This is a genomic window from Acinetobacter modestus, assembly GCF_014636095.1.
Lineage (GTDB): Bacteria > Pseudomonadota > Gammaproteobacteria > Pseudomonadales > Moraxellaceae > Acinetobacter > Acinetobacter modestus.
Genome location: NZ_BMDV01000004.1, coordinates 218,150 through 241,867, shown reverse-complemented (window position 1 = coordinate 241,867; position 23,718 = coordinate 218,150). Strand labels below are relative to the sequence as shown.

Here is a 23,718-nt window from a genome sequence, read left to right as displayed (position 1 = left end):
TGCTTTTTTTATTTATGCAAGTTCATCATCTTGTGGTCGTGGTGTCTTATTTGCAGGAAGTTGTTGTTCATGATCTTTACCTCGGATCACAGATGGGTAGTTCCATGAAGCAAAACGCACCACTAAAATAGCCAAAGCCAGAATTAAAATAGAGCCTGTAATAATGACTAAATCCATCGAGGCTTTGTGATTATGCTGAATATCTGCAATCAATAGGCGAGTAAGTGCAGTGATCGCCACATAGATGAGGAAGCGTACAGGCATATGATTGGTTTTAAAATAGATGCCGACCATTGCACCAAGTTCGAGGTAGATAAATAGCAGTAAAATGTCATCAATGCTGGCATATTGTTTAACGGTCAAAATTTCAATGACGGTATGTACTGCCGACCAAGCAATCATACAGCCAATAATAAACAGAGCTAAATAGTGAAAGGCTTCAACGGCATAATGACCTAGACGGTCAAATAAACGTTGTAAATTTTCGAGTTTATCTTTGGAGTTAGACATACAGGCTTATATTCTCAACAAGATCATTAGAATGTTATGCAATTTTTATGCTGATTTTATTATAGCCATAAAAAAACTGCCTAAACCAAATGATTTAGGCAGTTTTTAAAACCGAACTAGAATTAAGCTTGGTTTGTGAAGTAATCTTCGCTGAAGTTCATGATTAAGTCAGAACCTGCTTTAATCTTCGCAAGGCGTGAATCAAGTTCTGGCAAAATACGATCAACAAAGTACTGTGCCAAAGCAAGTTTGTTTTGGTAGAAATCACCAGACTTGTCTTTTGCAGCAGCAGCAATCTTAGCAAACATATAAGCAAAGCTAAGTAGACCAACTGCGCTTAAATAATCTACAGCCGTAGAATTCGGGAATTCGATGTTTTCAGCTGCTTGCTCAATAATGAACTGAGTAATTGCTTCGATTTCAGTTGCAGCATCTAAAGTCGCATCTTTAATGAAGTTTAAGTCAGTTTCTAATGCATTGGCAAAATCACGGATCTCAGTGATATATTCAGCGATGAAAGCACCACCACACTTAATCGTTTTACGACCAATTAAGTCCTGAGATTGAACGCCGTTTGTCCCTTCGTAAATTTGAGAAATACGAAGATCACGGATGCACTGTTCCATACCCCATTCACGAATATAACCGTGACCACCAAATACCATTTGTGCATCTAAAGTTGCTTGGAATGCAGTATCTGTGAGGTAAGCTTTTGCAATTGGTGTTAACAGCGCGACACGGTCATTGGCTTTCTTCACTGCTTCTGCATCAGTAGAGAATTTAGTGATATCAAGCTGTTGACCTACATATACTGCAAATGCACGAGATGCTTCATTATTTGCACGTACATTCAATAACATACGACGAACATCACCGTGAACTAAGATGCTATCCGCAGGTTTGCTTGGAGATTTAACACCAGAAGCACTGCGACCTTGTAAACGATCAGTCGCATATTGAGCTGCATTTTGGTAAGCAAATTCAGAAGCGCCAAGACCTTGGATACCCATTGATAAACGTTCATAGTTCATCATCACGAACATTGCTGCAAGACCTTCGTTTTCTTTACCAACGAGATAACCTTTTGCAGCATCAAAATTCATCACGCAAGTTGCAGATGCCTTGATCCCCATTTTATGTTCGATTGAACCAGGACCAACAGGGTTACGCTCACCTAAAGAACCATCTGCATTTACAATGTATTTCGGTACGATGAATAAAGAAATACCACGTGAACCCGCAGGTGCATCAGGTGTTTTTGCAAGAACTAAGTGAATGATGTTTTCAGCGAGGTCGTGATCACCACCTGTGATGAAAATCTTAGTACCTGTAATGTTATACGTACCATCTTCGTTACGTTCAGCTTTAGTTTTAATAATCCCTAAATCTGTACCTGCATGCGGTTCAGTTAAGCACATCGTACCTGACCATTCGCCAGAGTAGATTTTAGGTAAATAAGTTTCTTTTTGCTCTTGAGATGCATAGCTGTTTAATGCCATACCTGCACCCACAGAAAGAAGCGGGTAGAGCATGAATGATGGATTGGTTGCGAATAACATCTCATCAGAAAGAACTGTCAGCATTTTTGGCATTGCTTGACCGCCCCATTCCTCATCAGCACCTAAGCCAATCCAACCACCTTCAGCGTATTGACGGAATGCTTCTTTAAAGCCTGCTGGTGTGAATACTTCACCGTTAACCCAACGTGCACCTTCTTCATCACCAGTACGGTTAAGTGGGTGAGTTACGTTTTGAGCAAATTTAGCCATTTCTTCTAAAATTGCTTCAGCAGTTGCAGCATCTACATGAGCAAGATTCTCATTAGACTGCCAAAATTGTTCTGCTTTAAATACATCATTTAAGATGAATTTCATGTCTGCTAAAGGTGCATTGTAAATTGGCATAATCGTTCCTTTTTACGCACAGGTCATGTGCAAAGTGATCAAATAAAACGAACAAATAAATTGAATAGTGTAAATTTAGCATTGATTAAACAAAAAAAGGACGGTCAAAACTGACCAGTCCTTTTTCTGTGATGAACGTTGCATCTCACTCTAATCTATGATTAGAACGCGAAGTGTTCCGCATCAAGTTCAAACAATGGCGCAACGCCAGTTGAAAGTACATCTACGTGTGAGCGAACACGCGGCAAGATCTTCTTGAAGTAGAAGCGAGCAGTCGTTACTTTTGCATTGTAGAAGTCAACTTCTGTTGAACCTTCAGCCAATTTCTCTTGAGCAACAAGTGCCATACGAGCCCATAGGAATGCAAGTGTTACATAACCAGAGAAGTATAAGTAGTCAACCGCAGCTGCACCAACTTCATCAGGATTTTGCATTGCGCGCATACCGATTTGCATCGTGATATCGCCCCATTCTTTGTTTGCAGCAGCCAATGGCGCAATAAATTCTTGCATTGCAGCATTGTCTTTATTTGCTTCAACAAATTTATGGATGATCTTGGTGAAATCTTTAAGCATTGCACCTTGAGTTTGCAATACTTTACGACCTAACAAGTCAAGTGCTTGAATTTCAGTAGTACCTTCGTATAAGCAAGCAATACGTGTATCACGTACGATTTGCTCCATACCGTGTTCAGAAATAAAGCCATGACCACCAAATACTTGAACACCGTGCTTCGCAGATTCTGAACCAGTTTCAGTTAAGAATGCTTTAGCAATTGGAGTTAACAAAGATAAGATGTTGTCAGCAAACTTACGCTCTTCTTCAGTTTCGCCTTTTTCAACGATATCTGCATACTGAGCCAATAAGTAGACAAGTGCACGACCACCTTCAGCAAATGCTTTTTGAGTTAAAAGCATGTTACGAACAGCAGGGTGAACAATAATTGGATCTGCTTCTTTTTCAGGCGCTTTAGGACCTGAAAGTGAACGCATTGCTAAACGATCTTTCGCATATGCTAAAGCACCTTGGAAAGAACCTTCAGATGCAGCAAGACCTTGAACGGCTGTACCAATACGTGCAGTGTTCATGAATGTGAACATGCAGTTTAGGCCGCGGTTTTCTGGTCCGATCAAGTAACCTTTTGCTTTATCAAAGTTGATCACGCAAGTTGCGTTACCATGGATACCCATTTTGTGTTCGATCGAACCACAACGTACAGCGTTGCGCTCGCCAACTGAACCGTCAGCATTTACAAGGAACTTAGGTACGATGAAGAGAGAAATACCTTTAGTGCCTTTAGGCGCACCTGGTAAACGTGCAAGAACGATGTGAACGATGTTGTCAGCCATGTCATGTTCACCAGCAGAGATAAAGATTTTCTCGCCAGAAATTGCATAGCTACCATCATCATTTGGTTCTGCTTTAGTACGAATAATACCTAAGTCTGAACCAGCATGAGATTCTGTTAAGCACATTGTACCTGTCCAAACACCTGATACAAGGTTTGGCATATACGTCGCTTTTTGTTCATCAGAACCATGGTGTTCAATTGTACGAACAGCACCATGAGAAAGACCTGGGTACATACCCCAAGACCAGTTTGCTGTACCAACCATCTCAGAAATTGTGATTCCTAGAGAGTTTGGTAATGCTTGACCGCCAAATTCTTCATCAGCTGAAAGAGAAGGGAAGCCAAGTTCGATATATTTTTGATACGCTTCTTTAAAGCCTGTAGGCGTAGTAACAACACCATCATTCCAAGTACAACCTTCACGATCGCCTGATTGGTTGATAGGAGAAAGTTCATTCTCACAGAAATCAGCTGCTGCTTCTAAATATTGATCAACCAATTCGCGGCTTACGGTGCCTTGAAATGCAGGAAGTTTTGCGTAATGTGCTTCAGCATTTAATAATTCGTGCAATACGAACTGCATATCACGTAAGGGTGCTTTGTATTGTGGCATAGCATTTTCCTCAATACTGGTTAAACCAGAGTTATAATCTTAGTCAATAGTAAATATACCCAAAGGGTATCATTTTGTGTTGCTAATCGTGCAACAAGTTATAGTTCCGTACAAGCTTTAACAGGGCATTTCTTAGTGACTGTAAAGTCAAAGATAATGCTTAAATTATTTTAAAGCGTATTGATTGTAGGCAGTTTGCGTTGAATTCGCCCGTAATAATATGCAAAAAATCGTAAGCAGCTGTGTAATTAAAAATAATTGATTCGGCAAATAAATAAAAGGCGCTTAAAGCGCCTTGATAACGAAAGAATATTATATTTTTACATAGGTTTAACGTTTGAATTGTGATTTTTCAGGCGTAAAGCGAACGTCACAAGTACCTTCAATTACACGTTTATTCCACTGAACATTCACACGCTCACCGATGCGTTTACCCTGACAGGCTTTCTCGATCTGTGCTCTCTGTAGTCGATGTTCTTCACGCATTTGTTCTCGTTGTTCTTCACGTTGTTCGCGTTTAGCTTGCCATTCTGCACGTTGTTCAGGGGTTAGCGGTTGACGTTGCATTTCGTGGCGGTGGCGGTCATGATTCATTCCTTGTTCTGAAGGTGTTACTTGGCAGGCAGCCAAACCTAAAACAGAACCGAGAAGAGTTGTCATTAATACAATTTTTGTCTTGTTCATTATTTTATCCTGCGTAGTCAGTTAAGATTCGATTGTTAAAGATTAGATAATAAAGATGAAGAAAGAATGGAGAGTTTTTTTGAACCATGTTGGTTACAATCCATAAATAGAACACTATTGAGATTTCGCTTTTGAATGTTCGTCGCATGCCTTTAGCCATACGTTTATTTTTAACGGTATTACTGACTACCTTAGTGATTGCAACAATCAGTTTAGGGGTATTGCATTGGACCATGCAAAAGAACTTCGCACGTTATGTTGCTGATGTGGAAATGCAAAAATTAGATCGTTTGATTGCGAATCTAGGTAATGTTTATACGGTTTATCATGACTGGGGGAATGCTATTCAGGCGCAGATTTTACAAATTGAAGGGAACGCAGCACCTGATGATTATGATCGTTTGTCTCAGTGGTGGTTGCGCCGTCAGTATGATATTGCCTTACAACAACGTTATTTTAATGACCATACCTTATTAACGCTTTCACCCACTTTAGCTCAAAACAACACCGAAATAAAAAATCGTCAGATTTTTAATGATGAAGAATTAAAGATTCTTAAACAAAATTTACCCTCAGAATATCAACCCTTTGAAGGCTTACGTTTTCCTTTGAGTCCGAGCCAATTTCGATTAAAGAAAGATGCGAAAGATGACAAGCAAGAAACCAAATCTAGTTCATCACCTGAACATGTTAAAAAACGTTTTGTATCAATTCCAGATCGTTTAGGTTTAAGTTCAAGACTGTCTTTATATGATGAAAAACACCAATTTATTGTGGGCGAACCTGCAACTGATCAAATAGCCTACCGTCCAATTCTGGTCGATCAAAAAGTTGTGGGTTATCTCGGCTTAAAACCAGTACTGGATCAAGATGATGCATCGAGTATCAATTTCTTTAGTAATCAAAAGCGTTATTTGCTTTTAGTTTATGCCTTAACCGTGCTTTCCAGTTTGGTGGCTGCATTATTGATGGCAGCTTATTTCAAAAAGCCAATTCAACGTTTGCTCAATGCGACGTTGGAGTTAACGCGTGGAAATTACCAACATCAAGTTGTGATTAAGCGAAATGATGAATTGGGAGATTTATCTAATCAACTGAATCATTTGGCTGATATTTTGCATCAACATGAGGAATCGCGCCGTCAATGGGTCGCAGATACTTCTCATGAATTAAAAACGCCTTTGGCTGTGTTACAAGCACAGATTGAAGCGATGCAGGATGGAATTCGTAAAGCAACACCCGAGCATCTTGATGCAATGATGCGTCAAGTGAGTAGTTTAAAGAAGCTAACACAAGATTTGGCTGATTTGGCACAGGCAGATGCGCAGCAGTTGAAATGCTATTTTGCTGAAGTCAATCCATGGGATGTAGTACTGCAAGAAGTTGAGAACTTTAAACCTACATTTGAACAAAAGCAGCTTGATGTTTCACTCTCAGGCGAAGGAATAAGCCTATCTTTAGATCGAGATCGTTTTAAACAGATCATTGTTAACTTGCTTGGCAATTGTGTACGTTACACAGAACAAGGTGGAAAAATACAGATTTATACTCAACAAAATGAGCATGAATGGATATTGTATGTGGATGATAGCCCATTTGGGCTAAGTGATGAGCAGTTGGCGCGTTTAGGCGAGCGTTTTTATCGTGTGGATGATTCACGCACACGTAGCACTGGCGGAACAGGTTTAGGTTTGGCTTTGTCTTGTAAACTTGCACAGGCTTTAGGTGGTTCACTTACTTTTAATCATTCACCTTTAGGTGGATTGCGTTGTGTACTGACTTTCCCAAAATTAATTAAATAACTTTTTTGATCCTCTTTGCTTGAGGACGATGGATAGGATGAAAACCATGAAGCATATTATGTTGGTTGAAGATGAAGTTGAACTAGCGCAGTTGGTTCGTGATTATTTAGAGGCGGCTGGTTTTGAGGTCAGTATGTTTCATGATGGTCAGGATGCTTATACCCAGTTTCAACAACGTAAACCTAGTCTCATGATTTTAGACTTGATGGTTCCTCGTATGGATGGTTTAACTATTTGCCGTAAAGTGCGTGAACAATCTGATTTGCCTATTATTATGGTGACTGCGCGTACTGAAGAAATTGATCGTGTTTTAGGCTTAAATATGGGTGCAGATGACTATATCTGTAAACCATTTAGTCCGAAAGAGTTGGTTGCACGTGTACAAGCTGTTTTACGTCGTTTAGAGCGTAAGGCAGAACCAGATCAAAATGATTTATTTCGTATCGATAAAGCACAGCAACGGATTTGGTATCAACAAAAAGCATTAACTTTAACACCTACCGAATTCCGTTTATTGGAATTATTTTTGGAGCATTTAGGTCAAGTCTATTCCCGTGCGCAATTATTAGATCATATTAATCCAGATAGCTTTGATGTGGCAGATCGTGTAATTGACAGCCATATTAAAAATCTTCGTCGTAAAATTACTGAAGCTGCTGAAACAGGTAATCGCCATGAATGGATTCAAGCGGTTTATGGCGTAGGTTATCGTTTTGAATATCCTGATGAGTAAAATATAAAAGCCCTTTTGTAAATAAAGGGCTTTTTATTAAATAATAAATTGTCATTATAATTATAAGTAGCTATTATTTGTTCAAAGTCAATATATGACTTTTATTAAGTCCTAAATTTAAAATATTTAGATAATAATTTTATTATAAAAGGGGTGTCAAATGTTTAAAAAAACATTTTTAGCTTTCGCTTGTTCTACATTTTTAGTTGCTTGTGGAGGAGGTGGTAGTACTTCTACAAATAATACTGATAATGGTAATCCAGTTGCTCCTGTTTCAGATTTAAATAAAGCAAAACAGTTGATTGATACAACCAATAATATCATTTCTTATTTTGATAGTTTTGATGGATTGCAATCACAATATCAGCCAACGTTTGATGCAATTAGTGATGCTGGTACGGATACTGCTAATGCGAGTGGTTTAATTTTGACTTTAGCCTCATTGGCACAACAAGATGCGCAGAATTCAACTCGTGAATATAATGCGGCTCAATTAGAAGCCTTATTGAAAGAAGATTCAACGTATGGGGAATATTACTATCCTGATTATCAGTTGAGTAATAACACCCTTAAAGTCAGTGTGACACCAAATTCAGTGACTGTAACAGGTGGTGTTACAGCTAAGTATTGGACAGATTATGTTTGGGACTATAAAACTCAGACAGGTCATGATGTTTTTGGTGATGAGGCCAACGTGACTGTAACCAATTTGAAATTAGAAGCACCATTCTCGGCATCTCAATCAACTTACGATTTTAAATTGGTTGCTGGTGGGAAAATTGCCACTAAGAATGTTGTGAATAAAAAAGAAGCAATTTTGGCAGTAAATAGTGATAGTACTGCTCAAGTCGTTTATAACAATCCAGCAAAATTGGGTGATCGTTCTAGTGATCAAGTTCCTAAGACTGCGCAATTTAAGTTTGCGAATGTTGTATTGACTGCTGTAGGTACAGGCGCAGAGTTGAGTTTAACTGAGTTTTCAAGTAAAGCGACGCAAGTTCAATTTAAAGATGGTTTAAGCACATCCACAGAAATTATTCCTACTGAGCTAAACTTAAAAGGTAAGGCTATTGCTGGAACGGAAAGCCTGAACTTAGAGGCAAGCATTAAATTAAATAATGATTTATCCAAAGTAATTGATATTACAGGTGGTAATGAATCTGCTGCAGCATTTATTAATGCAGATCTTAATGTGAAACTCAGTGGTAATGTCAAAGGTGGTGGCACAAGTATTAAACCATTTAGTGTTAATTTAACTGCTAAACGTAATGAGTATCAGAAAGGCACAGCAACGATTAAGATTACTGTAGATAAAGATGTGCTTACGGCTGACTTTAAAACTGATAATTTGATTACAACAGATGTACCTGTCGTTTGGGCAAAATTGTCTCATCCTAATGGTGCATATGTTGAAATTGCTGATCTTGATAATTTTTCATTAGCGCAGATCAAAGTGGGTAATACCGCATATGGCACAGTGAGTAAAGTGTCAGATAACATATATTCTGCAAAATTCACAGATAATACTGTTAAAGCGATTGCACCATAATCATGAAAAGGAGAGGGGGAGTAATATCCCCTTTTTTTATGCTCAAAAAAAGTCTAGCTGTATTCGGGATATTGATTCCTTTCTATTCCCATGCTCAGGAAAAAATCTATTATCAAGTGCAGGCAAATGTATATAGTGAACCTGTGTCGATTCACGCATTTACAGATGATTGGAATGATACGCATTTTAAATCAGGAAAAAATGCTTTTGCTCATGGTTTAATGCAGTTGGGTATTAAACAGGGTCAATGGGATTTTAGCTGGATTTGGCGTTATGATTATGTCCTACATTTTAGTCCAGATACTGCAACATTATATTATCAGATCAAAAATGAAAAATTGATTGATGCCAGTACTCAATATAATTTACAACTTGAGGCGCAGCATGTTGATACTGTCGGCTCTAGATTTGCCTATACATGGCAATTGAGTCCGAACTGGAATTTAACAACGGGTGCAACTGCATTAATTGGGCGACATTATGTGGATGGTCAAGTCAATGCTTTGGCTCAAACAACTGATCAAAAGCAACTCATGGACCGCGTTAAATGGCTGAATGGCCAAATTGACTATAGTTATGACCAGCCTGCACTAAAAGAAGATAAAATGGGGTGGAATGAGCGTGCAAATCAGGGTTATGGTTTTGCATTTGATACTTCATTACAAGGGACAATTGCGAATCACTGGAAAGTAAACATTAATATTCAGGATGCAATTGCTTATTTATATTGGCAAGATGCACCTTATACACAATATCAGATTACTTATGATCAGGATAAGCGCCCCCGCTTTGATATTCACGGACAATTTAGTAAGCACCATCAATACACCCAAAAACTGCCATTTAAAATTTATACTGATTTCAATTATCAGTCGGATCAGGCTTGGCAGTTAGGTATAAGCTCAATCAGTAATCAATATAATAGTCTTTGGCAACTTAATGCTTATTGGGATGCTGGATTGCAATGGGGAATCCATTTTGAACCACAGACTCATGCCTTGGGGTTATCAATTCAACATGATTATTTTGGTGTGAAATATATTGCAGATAATCTAAATACTAATCAGGCTAAGAGAATGGGTGCACAATTATTTGCGCAATATCAATGGTAGAGATTAAGCAAAATAGTAATCCACATCTAAACTCAAACCTATTGCAAACAACTGTTGAATATTGGATGCACTTATCAGTCGATGATGTGGATTTTCAACATACCCAGTTGCGTTGATACCGAGAGAATATTGGGGATTAAAAAATAGCTGCCGTAAGGTACTTTGATAAGGTTGTAATTGTTCGAGTACATCACTGATATGCTGATTCAGTTTTGCTGTTTCTCGATTTAAACGTGAAGAAAGATTTATTGATGAATTACGATGATTGACTTTTGATCTAATTACGGCATTTGTTCGAGTGATATTACGACCCAGATCAAAATACACTTCAAAATTTAATTCAGGAAATAATTGTTGTAACTCATTTGCTGGTAATTTAGACCAAATACAGAAATAAGCATATTCATTACATGGTCTTGATTCTTCTGTTGTTGCGATTGGTTTGGCATATGGATAATCGTGTCCATCATCTTGATCTAAATAACCATGTAAATGAAACCCCGCATTTAATTCGCTCAATTCCCGTAATAGATCAATATTAAGATGAAATCCTGCACCTTGCGTATTTGCATCATGCGTAACTAAATGCAAAGTCAGACGAAATGATGTGGGAAGCTGTAATATATTGGTGTTGGTTTCAAGATACGTAAACCAATGTTGTATTTGCTCTACATTATTTAAATTTTGATCGATATCGAAACGGATACACATCTGTTGAAATTGATGTGTACCATCATCACTGATTTGACCTTTATTCCAAGCTTCATAGCGACACATTCGATCAAGATGATATTGCTCTACAATCTGTTGCACATTTTGTTCGCTGTCTTGGGTAATGGTGAAGTAAAAGTATTCACTATAACTTTGTTGTTGGGACATCTTTTTATCAATCTCATTTTATCCTGTGGATAACCACAACATTATCCACAGAAAATGTGGATAGTTTTAAAAAATTATGGATGAATATTGATCTTTATATAATTGGAGACGAGTGCCCATATTTCATCCATATCTGAATTAGTGACAGCAATACAGCCCAAAGTCCAATCTTTACGAGGCATATATGTCGCACTTGAAGGCAATGAAGCTGCCCATGTAGGCACTGTTCCATGAATCATAACGTCTCCACCTGTAGATTGATGCTGCTGTTTGGCGAAAGCAAGATCATTTTGATTTGGATAGGAAATATGCAAGGATTTATAGTAAGCACTTTGGGAATTACGCCAGTCGATTGAATAAGTCCCTTCAGGTGTTTTGCCATCACCTTCAAATTGTTTATGCCCGATTGGGTTAAAGCCTAAACGAATCGGATAACTTCGAATCACTTCATCTTGATGTTTCAATTGTAGAAGTCGTTGGCTTTTAAATACTTCAATTGAAGTCACGGGTTTAGTTTCATTGAGCTGTTGTATCACTTGTGCTGAAAGAGGTTCATGTGTTGGTGTGAATGTAGGCAGAAACTTTCCATACTGATAAAAAGCCAGCCCACTGAAAAGAATCAGTATTATAAATCCAACTACAAACCTGAGTTTCATCATTGATTTTCTACGATGAACAACTTACTGAAATTTCAGGCATATCACTTGGTAAAGGTGCAGTATCTTGTTCAGATTCCAAATCAGGCTGTTTTTGATAAGGCTGATTGAGGAGCTTAAATAAACGATCAACTTCACTAAAATCACCACGTTCAGCTTGTTCAATCGCTTTTTGTGCCATATGGTTGCGTAAAATATAATGAGGATTAGCGCCTTGCATAACTCGATCTAACTCGTTTGTATCTTGAGTTTTGCGAATCTCCTGATATTGATGTAGAAAAGCATCAAACTGACGTAGATCTAAGCAATCATCACGGAGTGTTTTATATTCCTTGTTCTGTAGGCGAATAAAACTTTGCGTATAGTCGAGTTGTTCCGTTTGCAAAATCCGCAAGAATGCAAAACTACAATCTAAACTGTCTTTATGGAAATGGGGGAGTCCCATCTTCTCGCAGAGTCCTTGACCATAATGATGTAAAAAGATTGGTTCAAATTGTTCTAAGCAAGTCGCTAAATCTTGTTTGAATTGTTCTTTATGCTCAGGCTTAGCTAAAGGAATAAGATTGTTCAACCATGTCCACAAATTCCAATGTCCAATACTCGGTTGGTTTTGATAGGTATAACGACCTTGGTAATCGGAGTGGTTATTAATCCAGTTTGGTCGAAAGCGTTCCATAAATCCATAAGGACCAAAATCTAAGGTTGAGCCTGTAATATTTAAATTATCGGTATTCATTACACCATGTGCAAAACCGACCAATTGCCATTTGGCGATCATGATTGCTGTACGTTCAATGACAGCTTTAGCGAAAGCCAGAACAGGGTTCTCAGCTTCTAGGCATTCCGGATAATGCCATTCGATACACTTTTGCGTAAATTCAGTTAAAAGTTCAGGTGCATATTGGTTGATCCACTCAAAATGCCCTAGGCGAATATGACATTCAGATGTGCGTAATAACATTGCACCAAGTTCAAGAGTTTCACGTTGTACACCTTGTGTAGATGTGGTGAAACCAACGGCATGGCTAGATGCTACGCCAAGAGCATTGAGTGCATGTCCAGCTAAGTATTCTCGAATAACTGAACGAAGCACGGCACGACCGTCCCCCATACGAGAGTAGGGGGTTGAACCAGCACCCTTGAGGTGTAGATCAATGGTTTGTCCATGTTGATTTAGAATTTGTCCAATCAATAAACCACGCCCATCACCTAATTGACCTGCCCATTGACCAAATTGATGACCTGCATACACCATCGCCAATGGAGTGAATTCAGCAAAAGTTTTTTGCCCACTACAAATCTCGACCCAATTGGCTTTGTCTTCATCACTCCATTGCAACTCATTTGCCAAAGCCTCATTGAAATGACCTGCTTTTGCACCACGTAAAGGACTTGGTTGTTGCTGATGATAGAGCTTTGAATTGAGAGATGAATAGCGAGGATTGAAATGCATAGGTCAATATCATGGCAAGAAGCTGAATGATGACTATAACAAAGATAGGTCTAAAATAGTGAATTGTGGTCATGAACTGAATATTTAAATAGGCATAAAAAATGGCCTCTAAAGAGACCATTTTATTGAGTGTTTTTTATTCTGAAACTGGTGCCTTTTTGATATTACGCACTAATGTTTCTAAACATTCACGATGATGTGCAAGTCGATGTTCAAGCAGTTGAAAATCGACTTTAAGCTTATGATCCATTTGATGGATTTTTTCAGCCATTGCTGCTTTTTTTGCTTGTAGCTCTTGCTCTTTTAACTTCGCCCAATCGTTTAGAGTTAATGTAAAAGCTTCATATTCTTGAGCAATACGTTGTTTCATCTGAGCAATATCAGTGTTCACATCGTGACCATAAATCGCGAGATCTTGTTCAGCATATTTAAACTTCATCGCAAGTTCTGCTTTTTGGATATTAAAGCTTGGGATACGACGTAAATTTTTTGCTAAGCCTAACTTTGCACTCGTCCAAATTAACCATTTTGTAGGGTCATATTGCCACCATTTAACGCCATTACGGTAATCGTATTGGAAAATATGGTGATAGTTATGATAGCCCTCACCCCAAGTGAGAATCGCTAAGATAAAATTATCACGTGCGGTATTTTCGTCAGTATAAGGGCGTTTACCCCACATATGACATAAAGAGTTAATGAAGAAGGTGACATGATGGCTAAGGAACAAACGAACTAAACCACCTAAAAGTAATACACCCCAGATATCACCAACCAACCAACCAACAGGCAACAAAATACCTGCATGGACAGCAATGACTAAAGGAACATAATATTTATCTTGGAACATGACTAATTTGTCATTTAACAAATCAGGTGCGTTTTTATAATTCGGTTCAGCAGCAGGGTAGTTACGTAACATCCAACCCATATGTGCATACCAGAATCCATTATTAATCGAATAAGGATCTTGATCGATATCATCAACATGACGGTGATGTGTACGGTGACCTGAAGCCCAAAATAAGATACTATTTTGAACCGCAAAGGTACCCATAATCATAAGAATGATTTTTAAAGGTAGGGTTGCTTCATAAGCACGGTGTGCCCATAAGCGATGATAGCCAGCAGTGATACCTAAACTGCTTACACCTAGTAAGACAAACATGCTAATCCATGCGCACATACTAAAGTCATGATAATAGGTATAAATTGGAATCGAAATGAGTGCAACAACTGGTAAAAATACCAATGCGAAAATTGCAATCCAATTAATGGGTGCTTTCTTGAGTGGGGCGGAAGTCATATCCGTCAGCGCTCCTAAAAACCTTGTTTACACAAGATATAAAAACCAAACGAGATAGCAAAACCAATCATGACGATATATTGCTATTTTATGCTCGATATTAGCATGCTCAGATTAGATAACACTAGTATTATTCTACAGTTGTACTGAAAGAACAGTAACAGAATTCGTTTGTTGAATTAATCAATAAATTAAAAGGCGAAATAAATCAATGTCAGAACAAATAAACGTGAAAAATAAAATTTATTCTTTGAATAAGTTTTTTCACAAAACTTTAATATTATCTTGTGCTTTGCTACTTACTGCATGCCAAAGTCAGCCGACACAGATCACTAAAAATAGCTTACATCCCAAACGTGTAAGTGAATTGCCTCCTATGCAAGTTCGTAAAAGCAACGATGGCATTCAAGATGTGAATTGGCAAATTATCATGATTCAAAATAAACGTGCTTTATTCTTCAATCAATACCCAAGTTTTATACTGAATTCAGTGACTAAAACCATTTCAGGTCATACGGGCTGCAATAATATTTATGGAAGTTATCAATATGATCTTAGCCAAAGGAAAATGAGTTTTGATGTGAGAGCGCAGCACTTTAGTTGTGATAAAGCATTAGCACAAGAAGCAGATCTGATGGATGCGATGCAGCGGATTGAACGTTTTCAAATTGAAGGGACGAATTTGTATTTATTAGATGCAAAAGGGCAGCGTTTAATTCAGGCGCAATCTAAAAAATAAAATTAGTTGTCGGAATAAATTCCATACTTTTATAAAGTTAGATGTTGCAACATGGTGCTCGGGAAATCAGTGATTAACCCTTGAATGCCCAATTGTTGTAGATGTTTGGCACGTTCAACGTCATTAACTGTCCAAACACTCACAGCAAGTTCAGCTTGCTGTGTAAACTGAATGATTTGATCGGTTGCCAGTTGATCTTTCCAACCAATTTGGTGGCACTCATACTGTTGAGCAAGCTCAATTGCGTATTCCCCAATTGGAATTTCAACCAACAGACCACGTTTAAAATGACTTTGGTGTTGTTGTAATGCCGCTAAAATTTTTACATCAAAACTCGTAATGGTGGCAGTTTGTTCAAAGCGGACTAAATCTTGGTGTAATTGTAGAATTAAACGCTCAGCCGCTGCTTCATCTGTAACTGCTTTAATTTCAACTTCAATATGTTCAAAAGCAGTTAAACAACCCATTACATGGGGCAGGCTAGGTGTGTATTCTTCAAATCTCCACGCCTGCCATTGATGGCGATGATCAAATTGCTGAGCTTCAGATAAATTACAGCTTTCAACATGATGTGATTTACCCGTAGTACGAACAAAATCATCATCATGAATCACAACCAATTGGTCATCTTTGAGTTGACGCACATCAAACTCAACTGCACGTACACCTAAATTATGTAGATAACGGAAGCCTCCTAAAGTATTTTCAGGAGCTTCACCACGTGCACCACGATGACCAATGATTCGCATTTTGATTTACCTTAAAAATAATTATGCTTGATCAATACTATCATTAATGTTTTTTTGCCAAAGCACTTCACTACCGCCTTCTGCACGTTGCAAAGCACGTGAGGCAACAAATAACCAGTCGGATAAACGATTCAAAAGCTGTAAAGCAGTAGCTTGAATATTTTGATCACGATTGTGAACTGACAATAACGCACGTTCTGCACGGCGACATACAGCACGAGCTTGATGTGCATAACTACATGCTAGGCTACCCGAAGGTAAGATAAACTCTTTGAGCATTGGCAGAGATTTATTCATGTGATCGATTTCTTTTTCGAGAAATTCGATACAAATCGGTTGGAGTAAATGATAGTTCGGAATACAAACCTCACCGCCTAAATCAAATAACCAATGTTGAATCAAGCTTAAACTTTTATCCCAATCAGCTTTATTTTCAATTTGAGATGCGCTGATTTGTGCTCTTAATACGCCAATCGTGGCATTGAGTTCATCTACATCACCTAGCGCATTAATTCGTAAGTCATCTTTAGCGACACGTGAACCATCCCCAAGCCCTGTTGTACCTGAGTCACCTGTACGTGTATAAATTTTACTTAAACGATGTCCCATGAAGCTGTCCTACAAATAAAAAGGGGATAATGTCGGTCAGAACATTACCCCGAAATTGGAGTTAAGAAAATATTTTATTGTCTAGATTGCACGATTAATAACGAAGAGTGACACCCACAGAAGCTTGGCGACCACCGTTGATGTAGTAACTACCACTACCAAAAGCGGTACGATATTGTTTATCGCCTACATTTTGAATATTGGTAAAGAGTTTAATGTTCGGGTTTACATTGTAATATGCATTAAAGTCGATACGTGTAAAACCTGGAATTTGTACGGTATCATATCCACTATTGTCACTATCACTTTTTGCAATCACTGTGGTTGAAATGCCATAAGTTGCATCAGCCCATCCTGCCGTGAGAGATGCGGATTGACGAGGACGACGACTTAAATCTTCGTTATTTTTTTTGTCTTTCGCACGAACATATTGATAACCTAAATTTAGGTAAAGATTATCACCTTGCCATTTAATATAACTTTCAGCACCTTCGATTTTAGCTTTAGCAATATTGATGTTTTGGTAGACAGGGAATGTTGTTTCCCCGTCACCATCACATACGGCAACACATTCAGATGAAATCAGATTTTTAACCTTGGTTTGATATATAGATAAACCTGTAGATAAACCATAGTTAAGTTTTTGATCCAGACCTACTTCATAAGAAATACTTTCTTCTGGTTTCAGGTCAGGATTTCCACCAAAAGCATACATATCATTTAAAGTTGGTGCTTTAAATGCTGAACCGATATTTGCATAAACACTGGTTAAAGGTAGCACTTGATAACGAGCAGATCCTTGAGCAACAGTATGTGTACCGAATTTTTCATTGTCTTCTACACGGATACCAACCTGAGTGTTTAATCCTGCTTGATCATATTTGTGTTGGATATAATAACCTGTTGAATCAATATCTTCTTGATATGGTGTGCCATAGGAGATCACATCACCATCAATATTTCGATGTGTTGCACCAACTAGAAGCTTTTGATTTGGTGTAAAGCCCCATTGACCATAGATTTCAGATTCTTGCGTTTTACTATGGACAAAATCTGTTGAATTATTTTGATCTATTTCATCTTTGAATTGAGAAAAACGGGCATGTAGAGCTAAATTCTCAAGAATATTTAAACGTCCTTTAATGTTAATGATTTCATTTTTAAAATCTTGAGAAACGAGTTTGCCAGAGCTATCGTAATCGCTATAACCTTGGTTCTCACTATAATCAACAGAAGCTGCGTACTGTTCTTTTTCTATACCAATTTTTGCACTATAGCCTTTTTGATCAAATGAGGCATCGGCTGCATTTTTTATATCTTTGACAGGTGTTCCATCAGTTTCAAGGCGTTGACCGCGAATCTGTGCATAGAAACCATTTTCAGCCAGATCTGCACCGACTACAGATTTATAAGTTTTATTTTCACCAATTTCACCTGTTACAAAAGCAGCGGTTTTCTCTGGTGTTTTAGAAATCAATTGAACTACACCTGAGATTGCATCAGTACCATATAAAACTGATGCAGGACCTTTTAATACTTCGATCTGCTTAATATCAGTTGTATCAATAAATGGTAATGATGCTGTACCAGAAGTATTTGAATTTAGACGGACGCCATCTCTTAAAACAAGCGTTTGGTTTGAATTACCGCCACGTAAGAAGATAGATGCAGCTTGTCCATAGCCACCGCTTTGTACCATATTGATCGAAGCATCTGTTTGAAGCAATTGCGGTAATGATGCAATTGGAGATTGCTCAAGAATTTTTGGTTCAATAATATTGATACGTGCTGGAACATTCTTTAATTTTTCTTCAGTACGAGATGCCGTCACAACAATCGTATCTAGCGTCACAGTTTTATCGCTTGATTGATCTTGAGCAAAAGTAGTTGAAGAAAACCCCATCGCAATAGCGATAGCACCAACTAAACGTGTCGGTTGAAAAATAGTAGACATGATGTCGCTCCAGACATTCACCCATCGTGAATGTTAAAGTGGAAATAAACAACAAGCAGGTCTCCGGACTTCACTATATCATCACAATGGTGATGCTATTAATCATCTTCCCACATCATTCAGATGCAGTGATTTGGCGTTTAGCTGAGATTAATAATTCGGTGTTACCGTTGCGAGGGCAGTGTTGGACTTACACCAACTTCCCTATAAGCAAAAGAATTTGCTTTAGACTTGTTGCGAGATGACGCGAAGTATAGAGTGTTAACGTTTTTTAAACAATTGCATTTGGAAATGAACTTTGACCAAAGTATGTCAAATTGCTTTACAATGTAAGAGTAGTAAATAGCCATCTCAAATTGGACATCAAATGCGCCAAACTCAACTCCGAACTCGTGCCAAAATTTGTGGGATCACGCGGACTCAAGATATTGATGCTGTTGTGCAAGCAGGAGCAGATGCGATTGGTTTTGTATTCTTTCCCCCAAGCCCACGTCATGTCAGTATTGAACAAGCGCAAATCTTGGCAAGCTCAGTACCCGCTTATGTTCAGTTGGTCGGTTTATTTGTAAATGCAAGCGCAGAAGAAATCCAAACAGTGCTTGATTCAGTTCCGTTGGATGTATTACAACTACATGGTGATGAAACACCTGAACAATGCCAACAAATTGCGTTGCATTGCAAACGCCGTTGGTACAAAGCCATTCAGGTTAAACCTGATTTAGATATTTTGACCGAAATTCAACGCTATCAAGCTGTGGGAGCCAGTGCGGTTCTACTTGATGCGTGGCATCCTGATTTAAAAGGTGGAACAGGCCACTGTTTCGATTGGAATAAATTTCCAAAACTTAATATTCCACTAATTTTGGCAGGGGGATTAACCCCTGAAAATGTGAGTGACGCTATTGATACTACAGCAGCTTTTGCTGTGGATGTCAGCGGAGGCGTAGAGTCCGCTAAAGGTATAAAAGACCAACAACTCATTGAAAAATTTATGCAAGGAGTCCAACGTGGATCAGCAAAACCTTAGTCAACAAAATCAGGCGATTGACTACACCCAGTTTCCAGATGCTCAGGGGCATTTTGGTATTCATGGTGGGCGTTTTGTGTCAGAAACGCTTATGGCTGCACTTGAAGACTTAGAAAGTCTTTATGGTCGTATGAAAAATGATGCTCAGTTTTTAGCAGAGTTTGACCGTGATCTTGCGTTCTATGTTGGTCGTCCAAGTCCACTTTATTATGCTGAACGATGGTCTCAGCACCTCGGCGGTGCGCAAATTTACCTGAAACGTGAAGACTTGAATCATACAGGTTCACATAAGGTCAACAACACCATTGGTCAGGCTTTATTGGCAAAGCTTTCAGGTAAGAAGCGCATCATCGCGGAAACAGGTGCAGGTCAACATGGTGTTGCGACCGCAACGATTGCTGCACGTTTAGGTATGGAATGTGTGGTGTACATGGGTGCTGAAGACGTAAAACGTCAAGCGATGAATGTATATCGTATGCGTTTGCTTGGAGCGACTGTAGTTCCTGTGCAAAGTGGTTCAAAAACATTAAAAGATGCTATGAACGAAGCAATGCGTGATTGGGTTACCAATGTTGATACGACTTATTATGTCATTGGTACGGTTGCAGGCCCACATCCATATCCACAACTCGTTCGTGATTTCCAATCAATCATTGGTCGTGAAGCACGTCAACAGATCCAAGCACAAGCAGGGCGTTTACCTGATGCCTTGGTTGCTTGTGTTGGCGGAGGCTCAAATGCAATGGGCTTGTTCTATCCATTCCTGAATGACCAAAATGTGAAAATGTACGGTGTTGAAGCCGCAGGTTATGGTATTGAAACAGGTAAGCACTCTGCACCATTAAATGCAGGGCATGTTGGTGTATTACATGGTAACCGTACTTATCTCATGTCGGATGAGCAAGGTCAGATCATTGAAACACATAGTATTTCAGCAGGTTTGGACTATCCAGGTGTTGGTCCAGAGCATAGTTTCTTAAAAGATATGCATCGTGTTGAATATGTGCCGATTAAAGATGATGAAGCCTTACAAGGTTTCCGTGATTTAACTCAGATTGAAGGCATCATTCCTGCACTTGAAAGTTCACATGCGATGGCATATGTCACTAAACTTGCTCCAACGATGTCGAAAGACCAAATCATTATTGCAACCGTTTCAGGTCGTGGCGATAAAGACTTAATGACTGTTGCAAAAATTGATGGTATTCCGATGGTCGACTTATAATATCGAATATTTGTATGATAGTATTTTATGAATAGTGTACCTAAACAACATTGATATTTATTATGTTGTTACAGGTTGTACATGGATGTATAACACGACAATAATCATACAGGATTACGGAGGATGAAATACTCCTTACCCATATATATAAGTAAAGCTTTTCTTGTCATTTTGGATTGGGATTTAGTTAAAAAATCCCAATCTATATTACTTTATGCTAGTTTTACTGCTGTGATCATCTATTTTATGCAAATAAAATATATGTATCATCCTTTAGCAAATACTGAGTTATTAACTAAATTTCTGTGGTTGTATCCTAGTATATTTGTTTTAAATGCATTTTTAATTCTGTTTGGCTTTTTTATTAAAAATAAGCCAAATACCCATATTTATTATGTATTATTTTTATCTGTTTATTACCCATTTTCATTGTTAGGCTTGCCGATTGGTGTTGGTTTGCTCAATATTCTCAATGGAATTATTTTTATGGGAATTGCCTTCACGGCATTATTGTTATTTCCTCGTTTTGTTGTCTATTTTGGTCTAATTTCTTACGTCATTGTATATTATCTTTTAGCAGGACTAACGGTTGCTGGGTATTTGGATTATGCAATTGCGTATAAACCTTATACCTTGATGCATAAAGATGTGCAAAATGCTCAGATCATTTATTCCATGTTTTATACAACATTATATGCAGCATTTACGATTACTTTATTTGATATTAGTGTAGAGCGTTGGCGCAGATATAATTCAAAAATACAAAAGCTAAGCTGTACCGATGAGTTGACAAGTTTGCTTAATCGTCGGGGGGTGAATCAAATTATTGATTTACAGATGCAACAGGCACAAATTACCCATCGAGAAACATCATTGATTATGGTGGATATTGATAATTTTAAAAATATTAATGATCAATATGGACATCATCAAGGAGATTTGGTTTTAAAACATGTCGCAAATATACTGCGGAAAAATTTACGAGCCAGTGATGTGATTGGACGTTATGGTGGTGAGGAATTTGTCATTTTATTACCATTTACCTCTATTGGAAATGCAGTGTTGGTCGCAGAGGTATGTCGTAAAGCATTAGAGCAAACCGCAGTTGAAGTGAAAGAAAATGAAATGCTTTATATCAAGGCGTGTTTTGGGGTAAGTAGTACAGCTTTTAGTGGGTTTGATTATACAGGCTTGTTTGAGCAAGCAGATAAGGCGTTGTACGAGGCGAAACACAATGGTAAAAATCAGGTCAGAACGGCATTTACGTTATAATTGAGTTGGGGATAATCTTGTGAAATTGATACAGAAAAATGGTCAGCCTCGTTATGGGCGTTTTGATCAGATACCTTCACAAATCAATTTGGATGACTATATTTATAAAACGCCTTATGGCCAAGTACTAAAAGGTTGGCGCAAGCAGCTTAAATATAAAAAATTTAAATTCTGTGGTTTACAACATGAGCATTACAGCATTGGTATTGCGATTGTCGATTTATCATGGGCGGGGCATGGTTTTTTCTATGTTTATGATCATCTTTCTAAAAAAGTAATCGAATGGAATGCGATTCAGCCATTGGCGTTGAAAACTCAACTTGATGAACAACCTTTATTTAGTCAAAGTTATTTTAAAAAATCAGCTTATCAATTTGATATGCAGCATGCCAATGGTGTGCGTTATATCCAAGTGACCAAACATGGTGAAGTACAACTGAAAGCACGTATTTTTTGTGCAGGTACGGATGCCTTAAGTTTATGTAGCCCAACAGGAATTAATGGTTGGACATATACACAAAAACAAACCACTTTGGCAGTAGAAGGCTTTTTCATTAGTCCAGATCAACAGCAGATCGAATTTAATTCTCACAGCCTAGCTGCACTCGATGATACCTGTGGTTTTTTACGACCTGAAACCGCTTGGTTTTGGTTGTCGTGTCAATTTCGAGATGCAAATGATCGCCGTATTGGCTTGAATTTAGCTTCAGGTGTGAATGAAAGTTTTGGTAATGAAAATGCGTTGTGGGTTGATGGACGCTTATATCCTTTAACTGATATTTTATTTGAGCAACAAAATGAAAATTGTTGGTCAATTCGTTCTTTAGACGAGCGATTGAATTTGCTAGTTGAAACAGGTTGGTGTCGTTTTGAAAATATTAACTTACGTTTGATCGGTAGTCAGTTTAATCAATGGCAAGCTAAAGTCAGTGGTACGATTGAACATGAAAATGTTGAACTGGTGTTATTAGATAATGAATATGGATTACTAGAACAACATTACGCGAAGTGGTGAAATTCACATATATGTTCTTAGCTTTTAGGGACGGATCAATAACAGTGATACGAGGGGAAAATGAACTTAATTAATGATCAAGTTTTTGCTACTTTGCATAATGAAGAATCGTTGTGGATGCGTGAATATAAAATAGAATTATTTAATCGATTAAATATAATTGGGTTAATAGTTTATACGTATGAAGATGATGGTAGTGATATCACTGATAATCAAAGGAAAACATACATACATTTTGAAGATAACAAGGAAAATGTTTTAAAAGATGTAGAACAAACTCTTATAAAATATTGTAGAGAAGATATTGGAATTGTAGAAACAGATCGTATAGAAAGTTTAATCACCTTAAAATATATAAAAATCATGCATACAGAAAATGGAGAAGATAGAAGAATAGGTTTTATTTTTGATACTTTATTTGATTCAGAGCTCGGTGTTGGTATTCTGGTGTCAAATGAGAAGGTAATTGAAGTTGGAGTTCAAGATATTGTACTGTAGTGATATTTCTAGTTTTTTAACCAAGATGAGTTGTAGAAAATAAATAAGACTAAAAGCTCGTTTGATAACTTTTAACTA

21 protein-coding genes and 1 riboswitch are annotated in these 23,718 nt (G+C 37.9%); of the genes, 10 read left to right on the top strand and 11 right to left on the bottom strand.

Features of this window, described 5'->3' with window-relative positions; translation table 11 throughout:
• Positions 1-12 precede the first annotated feature (12 nt).
• The 4 genes from IEV17_RS11305 to IEV17_RS11290 all read right to left on the bottom strand — a co-directional run bounded on the left by IEV17_RS11305 (position 13) and on the right by IEV17_RS11290 (position 5,062).
• Entirely contained in the window at positions 13-510 is a 498-nt protein-coding gene (locus IEV17_RS11305) for a phosphate-starvation-inducible protein PsiE (RefSeq protein WP_004664805.1), read from the bottom strand.
• Positions 511-632: 122 nt separating this feature from the next.
• Positions 633-2,414, bottom strand: a complete 1,782-nt coding sequence (locus IEV17_RS11300; protein WP_004664804.1) for an acyl-CoA dehydrogenase C-terminal domain-containing protein — start codon at positions 2,412-2,414, stop codon at positions 633-635.
• A 161-nt stretch (positions 2,415-2,575) separates the two neighbouring features.
• Complete coding sequence (locus tag IEV17_RS11295) at positions 2,576-4,378, bottom strand: acyl-CoA dehydrogenase C-terminal domain-containing protein (RefSeq protein WP_004664803.1); 1,803 nt, start codon at positions 4,376-4,378, stop codon at positions 2,576-2,578.
• A gap of 330 nt (positions 4,379-4,708) precedes the next feature.
• The gene (locus IEV17_RS11290; RefSeq protein WP_004664802.1) at positions 4,709-5,062 is read right to left on the bottom strand and encodes a hypothetical protein; all 354 of its coding nucleotides are present in this window, start codon (positions 5,060-5,062) and stop codon (positions 4,709-4,711) included.
• 131 nt (positions 5,063-5,193) lie between these two features.
• Here IEV17_RS11290 and baeS point away from each other — a divergent pair, with 131 nt between their 5' ends.
• The 4 genes from baeS (at position 5,194) to IEV17_RS17210 (ending at position 10,258) form a co-directional block, all read left to right on the top strand.
• Positions 5,194-6,864 (top strand): sensor histidine kinase efflux regulator BaeS, encoded by a 1,671-nt coding sequence (baeS, locus tag IEV17_RS11285; RefSeq protein WP_034602006.1) that lies wholly within the window; start codon positions 5,194-5,196, stop codon positions 6,862-6,864.
• 46 nt (positions 6,865-6,910) lie between these two features.
• Complete coding sequence (locus IEV17_RS11280; protein WP_004664800.1) at positions 6,911-7,597, top strand: response regulator; 687 nt, start codon at positions 6,911-6,913, stop codon at positions 7,595-7,597.
• A 160-nt stretch (positions 7,598-7,757) separates the two neighbouring features.
• Entirely contained in the window at positions 7,758-9,146 is a 1,389-nt protein-coding gene (locus tag IEV17_RS11275; protein ID WP_004664799.1) for a hypothetical protein, read from the top strand.
• A 38-nt stretch (positions 9,147-9,184) separates the two neighbouring features.
• Positions 9,185-10,258: a hypothetical protein gene (locus tag IEV17_RS17210; RefSeq protein WP_004664798.1), complete on the top strand. Its 1,074-nt coding sequence runs from the start codon at positions 9,185-9,187 to the stop codon at positions 10,256-10,258.
• Positions 10,259-10,261: 3 nt separating this feature from the next.
• On the opposite strand, the gene IEV17_RS11265 is transcribed toward IEV17_RS17210, so the two are convergent.
• The 4 genes from IEV17_RS11265 to IEV17_RS11250 form a co-directional block, all read right to left on the bottom strand.
• Positions 10,262-11,137, bottom strand: coding sequence for a DUF4279 domain-containing protein (locus IEV17_RS11265; RefSeq protein WP_004664797.1), 876 nt, complete (start codon positions 11,135-11,137; stop codon positions 10,262-10,264).
• Positions 11,138-11,211: 74 nt separating this feature from the next.
• On the bottom strand, positions 11,212-11,793 hold the full coding sequence (locus IEV17_RS11260; RefSeq protein WP_034602056.1) for a L,D-transpeptidase family protein: 582 nt from the start codon (positions 11,791-11,793) through the stop codon (positions 11,212-11,214).
• 10 nt (positions 11,794-11,803) lie between these two features.
• Positions 11,804-13,246 carry a protein adenylyltransferase SelO gene (locus tag IEV17_RS11255; protein ID WP_004664795.1) on the bottom strand — a complete coding sequence of 481 codons (1,443 nt, stop codon included), beginning with the start codon at positions 13,244-13,246 and terminating at the stop codon, positions 11,804-11,806.
• A 136-nt stretch (positions 13,247-13,382) separates the two neighbouring features.
• Entirely contained in the window at positions 13,383-14,552 is a 1,170-nt protein-coding gene (locus IEV17_RS11250) for an acyl-CoA desaturase (protein WP_004664794.1), read from the bottom strand.
• 211 nt (positions 14,553-14,763) lie between these two features.
• Between IEV17_RS11250 and IEV17_RS11245 the strand changes: the two genes are divergently transcribed.
• Positions 14,764-15,291, top strand: a complete 528-nt coding sequence (locus IEV17_RS11245; RefSeq protein ID WP_004664793.1) for an META domain-containing protein — start codon at positions 14,764-14,766, stop codon at positions 15,289-15,291.
• Between the two features lie 29 nt (positions 15,292-15,320).
• On the opposite strand, the gene IEV17_RS11240 is transcribed toward IEV17_RS11245, so the two are convergent.
• The 3 genes from IEV17_RS11240 to IEV17_RS11230 all read right to left on the bottom strand — a co-directional run bounded on the left by IEV17_RS11240 (position 15,321) and on the right by IEV17_RS11230 (position 18,603).
• Complete coding sequence (locus tag IEV17_RS11240) at positions 15,321-16,040, bottom strand: glycerophosphodiester phosphodiesterase (protein WP_004664792.1); 720 nt, start codon at positions 16,038-16,040, stop codon at positions 15,321-15,323.
• A gap of 21 nt (positions 16,041-16,061) precedes the next feature.
• On the bottom strand, positions 16,062-16,649 hold the full coding sequence (locus tag IEV17_RS11235; protein WP_004664789.1) for a cob(I)yrinic acid a,c-diamide adenosyltransferase: 588 nt from the start codon (positions 16,647-16,649) through the stop codon (positions 16,062-16,064).
• Positions 16,650-16,743: 94 nt separating this feature from the next.
• Complete coding sequence (locus IEV17_RS11230) at positions 16,744-18,603, bottom strand: TonB-dependent receptor plug domain-containing protein (RefSeq protein WP_004664787.1); 1,860 nt, start codon at positions 18,601-18,603, stop codon at positions 16,744-16,746.
• A gap of 37 nt (positions 18,604-18,640) precedes the next feature.
• Positions 18,641-18,853, bottom strand: a riboswitch (cobalamin riboswitch).
• A 117-nt stretch (positions 18,854-18,970) separates the two neighbouring features.
• On the opposite strand from IEV17_RS11230, the gene IEV17_RS11225 reads away from it, so the two are divergent.
• The 5 genes from IEV17_RS11225 to IEV17_RS11205 all read left to right on the top strand — a co-directional run bounded on the left by IEV17_RS11225 (position 18,971) and on the right by IEV17_RS11205 (position 23,640).
• Positions 18,971-19,630 (top strand): phosphoribosylanthranilate isomerase, encoded by a 660-nt coding sequence (locus tag IEV17_RS11225; RefSeq protein WP_004664783.1) that lies wholly within the window; start codon positions 18,971-18,973, stop codon positions 19,628-19,630.
• On the top strand, positions 19,611-20,855 hold the full coding sequence (gene trpB, locus IEV17_RS11220) for a tryptophan synthase subunit beta (protein WP_004664781.1): 1,245 nt from the start codon (positions 19,611-19,613) through the stop codon (positions 20,853-20,855). The genes IEV17_RS11225 and trpB overlap by 20 nt, the downstream gene beginning before the upstream one ends.
• A 246-nt stretch (positions 20,856-21,101) precedes the next feature.
• Positions 21,102-22,127 carry a GGDEF domain-containing protein gene (locus IEV17_RS11215; RefSeq protein WP_227554471.1) on the top strand — a complete coding sequence of 342 codons (1,026 nt, stop codon included), beginning with the start codon at positions 21,102-21,104 and terminating at the stop codon, positions 22,125-22,127.
• Between the two features lie 19 nt (positions 22,128-22,146).
• Complete coding sequence (locus IEV17_RS11210) at positions 22,147-23,142, top strand: DUF2804 domain-containing protein (RefSeq protein ID WP_004664778.1); 996 nt, start codon at positions 22,147-22,149, stop codon at positions 23,140-23,142.
• 60 nt (positions 23,143-23,202) lie between these two features.
• Positions 23,203-23,640, top strand: a complete 438-nt coding sequence (locus tag IEV17_RS11205) for a DUF6985 domain-containing protein (RefSeq protein WP_004664777.1) — start codon at positions 23,203-23,205, stop codon at positions 23,638-23,640.
• Positions 23,641-23,718: the final 78 nt, after the last annotated feature.

Coding starts and splice junctions, on each gene's coding strand:
- IEV17_RS11305 (WP_004664805.1), bottom strand. CDS start 510: ATGTCTAACTCCAAAGATAAACTCGAAAATTTACAACGTTTATTTGAC.
- IEV17_RS11300 (WP_004664804.1), bottom strand. CDS start 2,414: ATGCCAATTTACAATGCACCTTTAGCAGACATGAAATTCATCTTAAAT.
- IEV17_RS11295 (WP_004664803.1), bottom strand. CDS start 4,378: ATGCCACAATACAAAGCACCCTTACGTGATATGCAGTTCGTATTGCAC.
- IEV17_RS11290 (WP_004664802.1), bottom strand. CDS start 5,062: ATGAACAAGACAAAAATTGTATTAATGACAACTCTTCTCGGTTCTGTT.
- IEV17_RS11280 (WP_004664800.1), top strand. CDS start 6,911: ATGAAGCATATTATGTTGGTTGAAGATGAAGTTGAACTAGCGCAGTTG.
- IEV17_RS11275 (WP_004664799.1), top strand. CDS start 7,758: ATGTTTAAAAAAACATTTTTAGCTTTCGCTTGTTCTACATTTTTAGTT.
- IEV17_RS17210 (WP_004664798.1), top strand. CDS start 9,185: ATGCTCAAAAAAAGTCTAGCTGTATTCGGGATATTGATTCCTTTCTAT.
- IEV17_RS11265 (WP_004664797.1), bottom strand. CDS start 11,137: ATGTCCCAACAACAAAGTTATAGTGAATACTTTTACTTCACCATTACC.
- IEV17_RS11260 (WP_034602056.1), bottom strand. CDS start 11,793: ATGAAACTCAGGTTTGTAGTTGGATTTATAATACTGATTCTTTTCAGT.
- IEV17_RS11255 (WP_004664795.1), bottom strand. CDS start 13,246: ATGCATTTCAATCCTCGCTATTCATCTCTCAATTCAAAGCTCTATCAT.
- IEV17_RS11250 (WP_004664794.1), bottom strand. CDS start 14,552: ATGACTTCCGCCCCACTCAAGAAAGCACCCATTAATTGGATTGCAATT.
- IEV17_RS11245 (WP_004664793.1), top strand. CDS start 14,764: ATGTCAGAACAAATAAACGTGAAAAATAAAATTTATTCTTTGAATAAG.
- IEV17_RS11240 (WP_004664792.1), bottom strand. CDS start 16,040: ATGCGAATCATTGGTCATCGTGGTGCACGTGGTGAAGCTCCTGAAAAT.
- IEV17_RS11235 (WP_004664789.1), bottom strand. CDS start 16,649: ATGGGACATCGTTTAAGTAAAATTTATACACGTACAGGTGACTCAGGT.
- IEV17_RS11230 (WP_004664787.1), bottom strand. CDS start 18,603: ATGTCTACTATTTTTCAACCGACACGTTTAGTTGGTGCTATCGCTATT.
- IEV17_RS11225 (WP_004664783.1), top strand. CDS start 18,971: ATGCGCCAAACTCAACTCCGAACTCGTGCCAAAATTTGTGGGATCACG.
- IEV17_RS11215 (WP_227554471.1), top strand. CDS start 21,102: ATGCAAATAAAATATATGTATCATCCTTTAGCAAATACTGAGTTATTA.
- IEV17_RS11205 (WP_004664777.1), top strand. CDS start 23,203: ATGAACTTAATTAATGATCAAGTTTTTGCTACTTTGCATAATGAAGAA.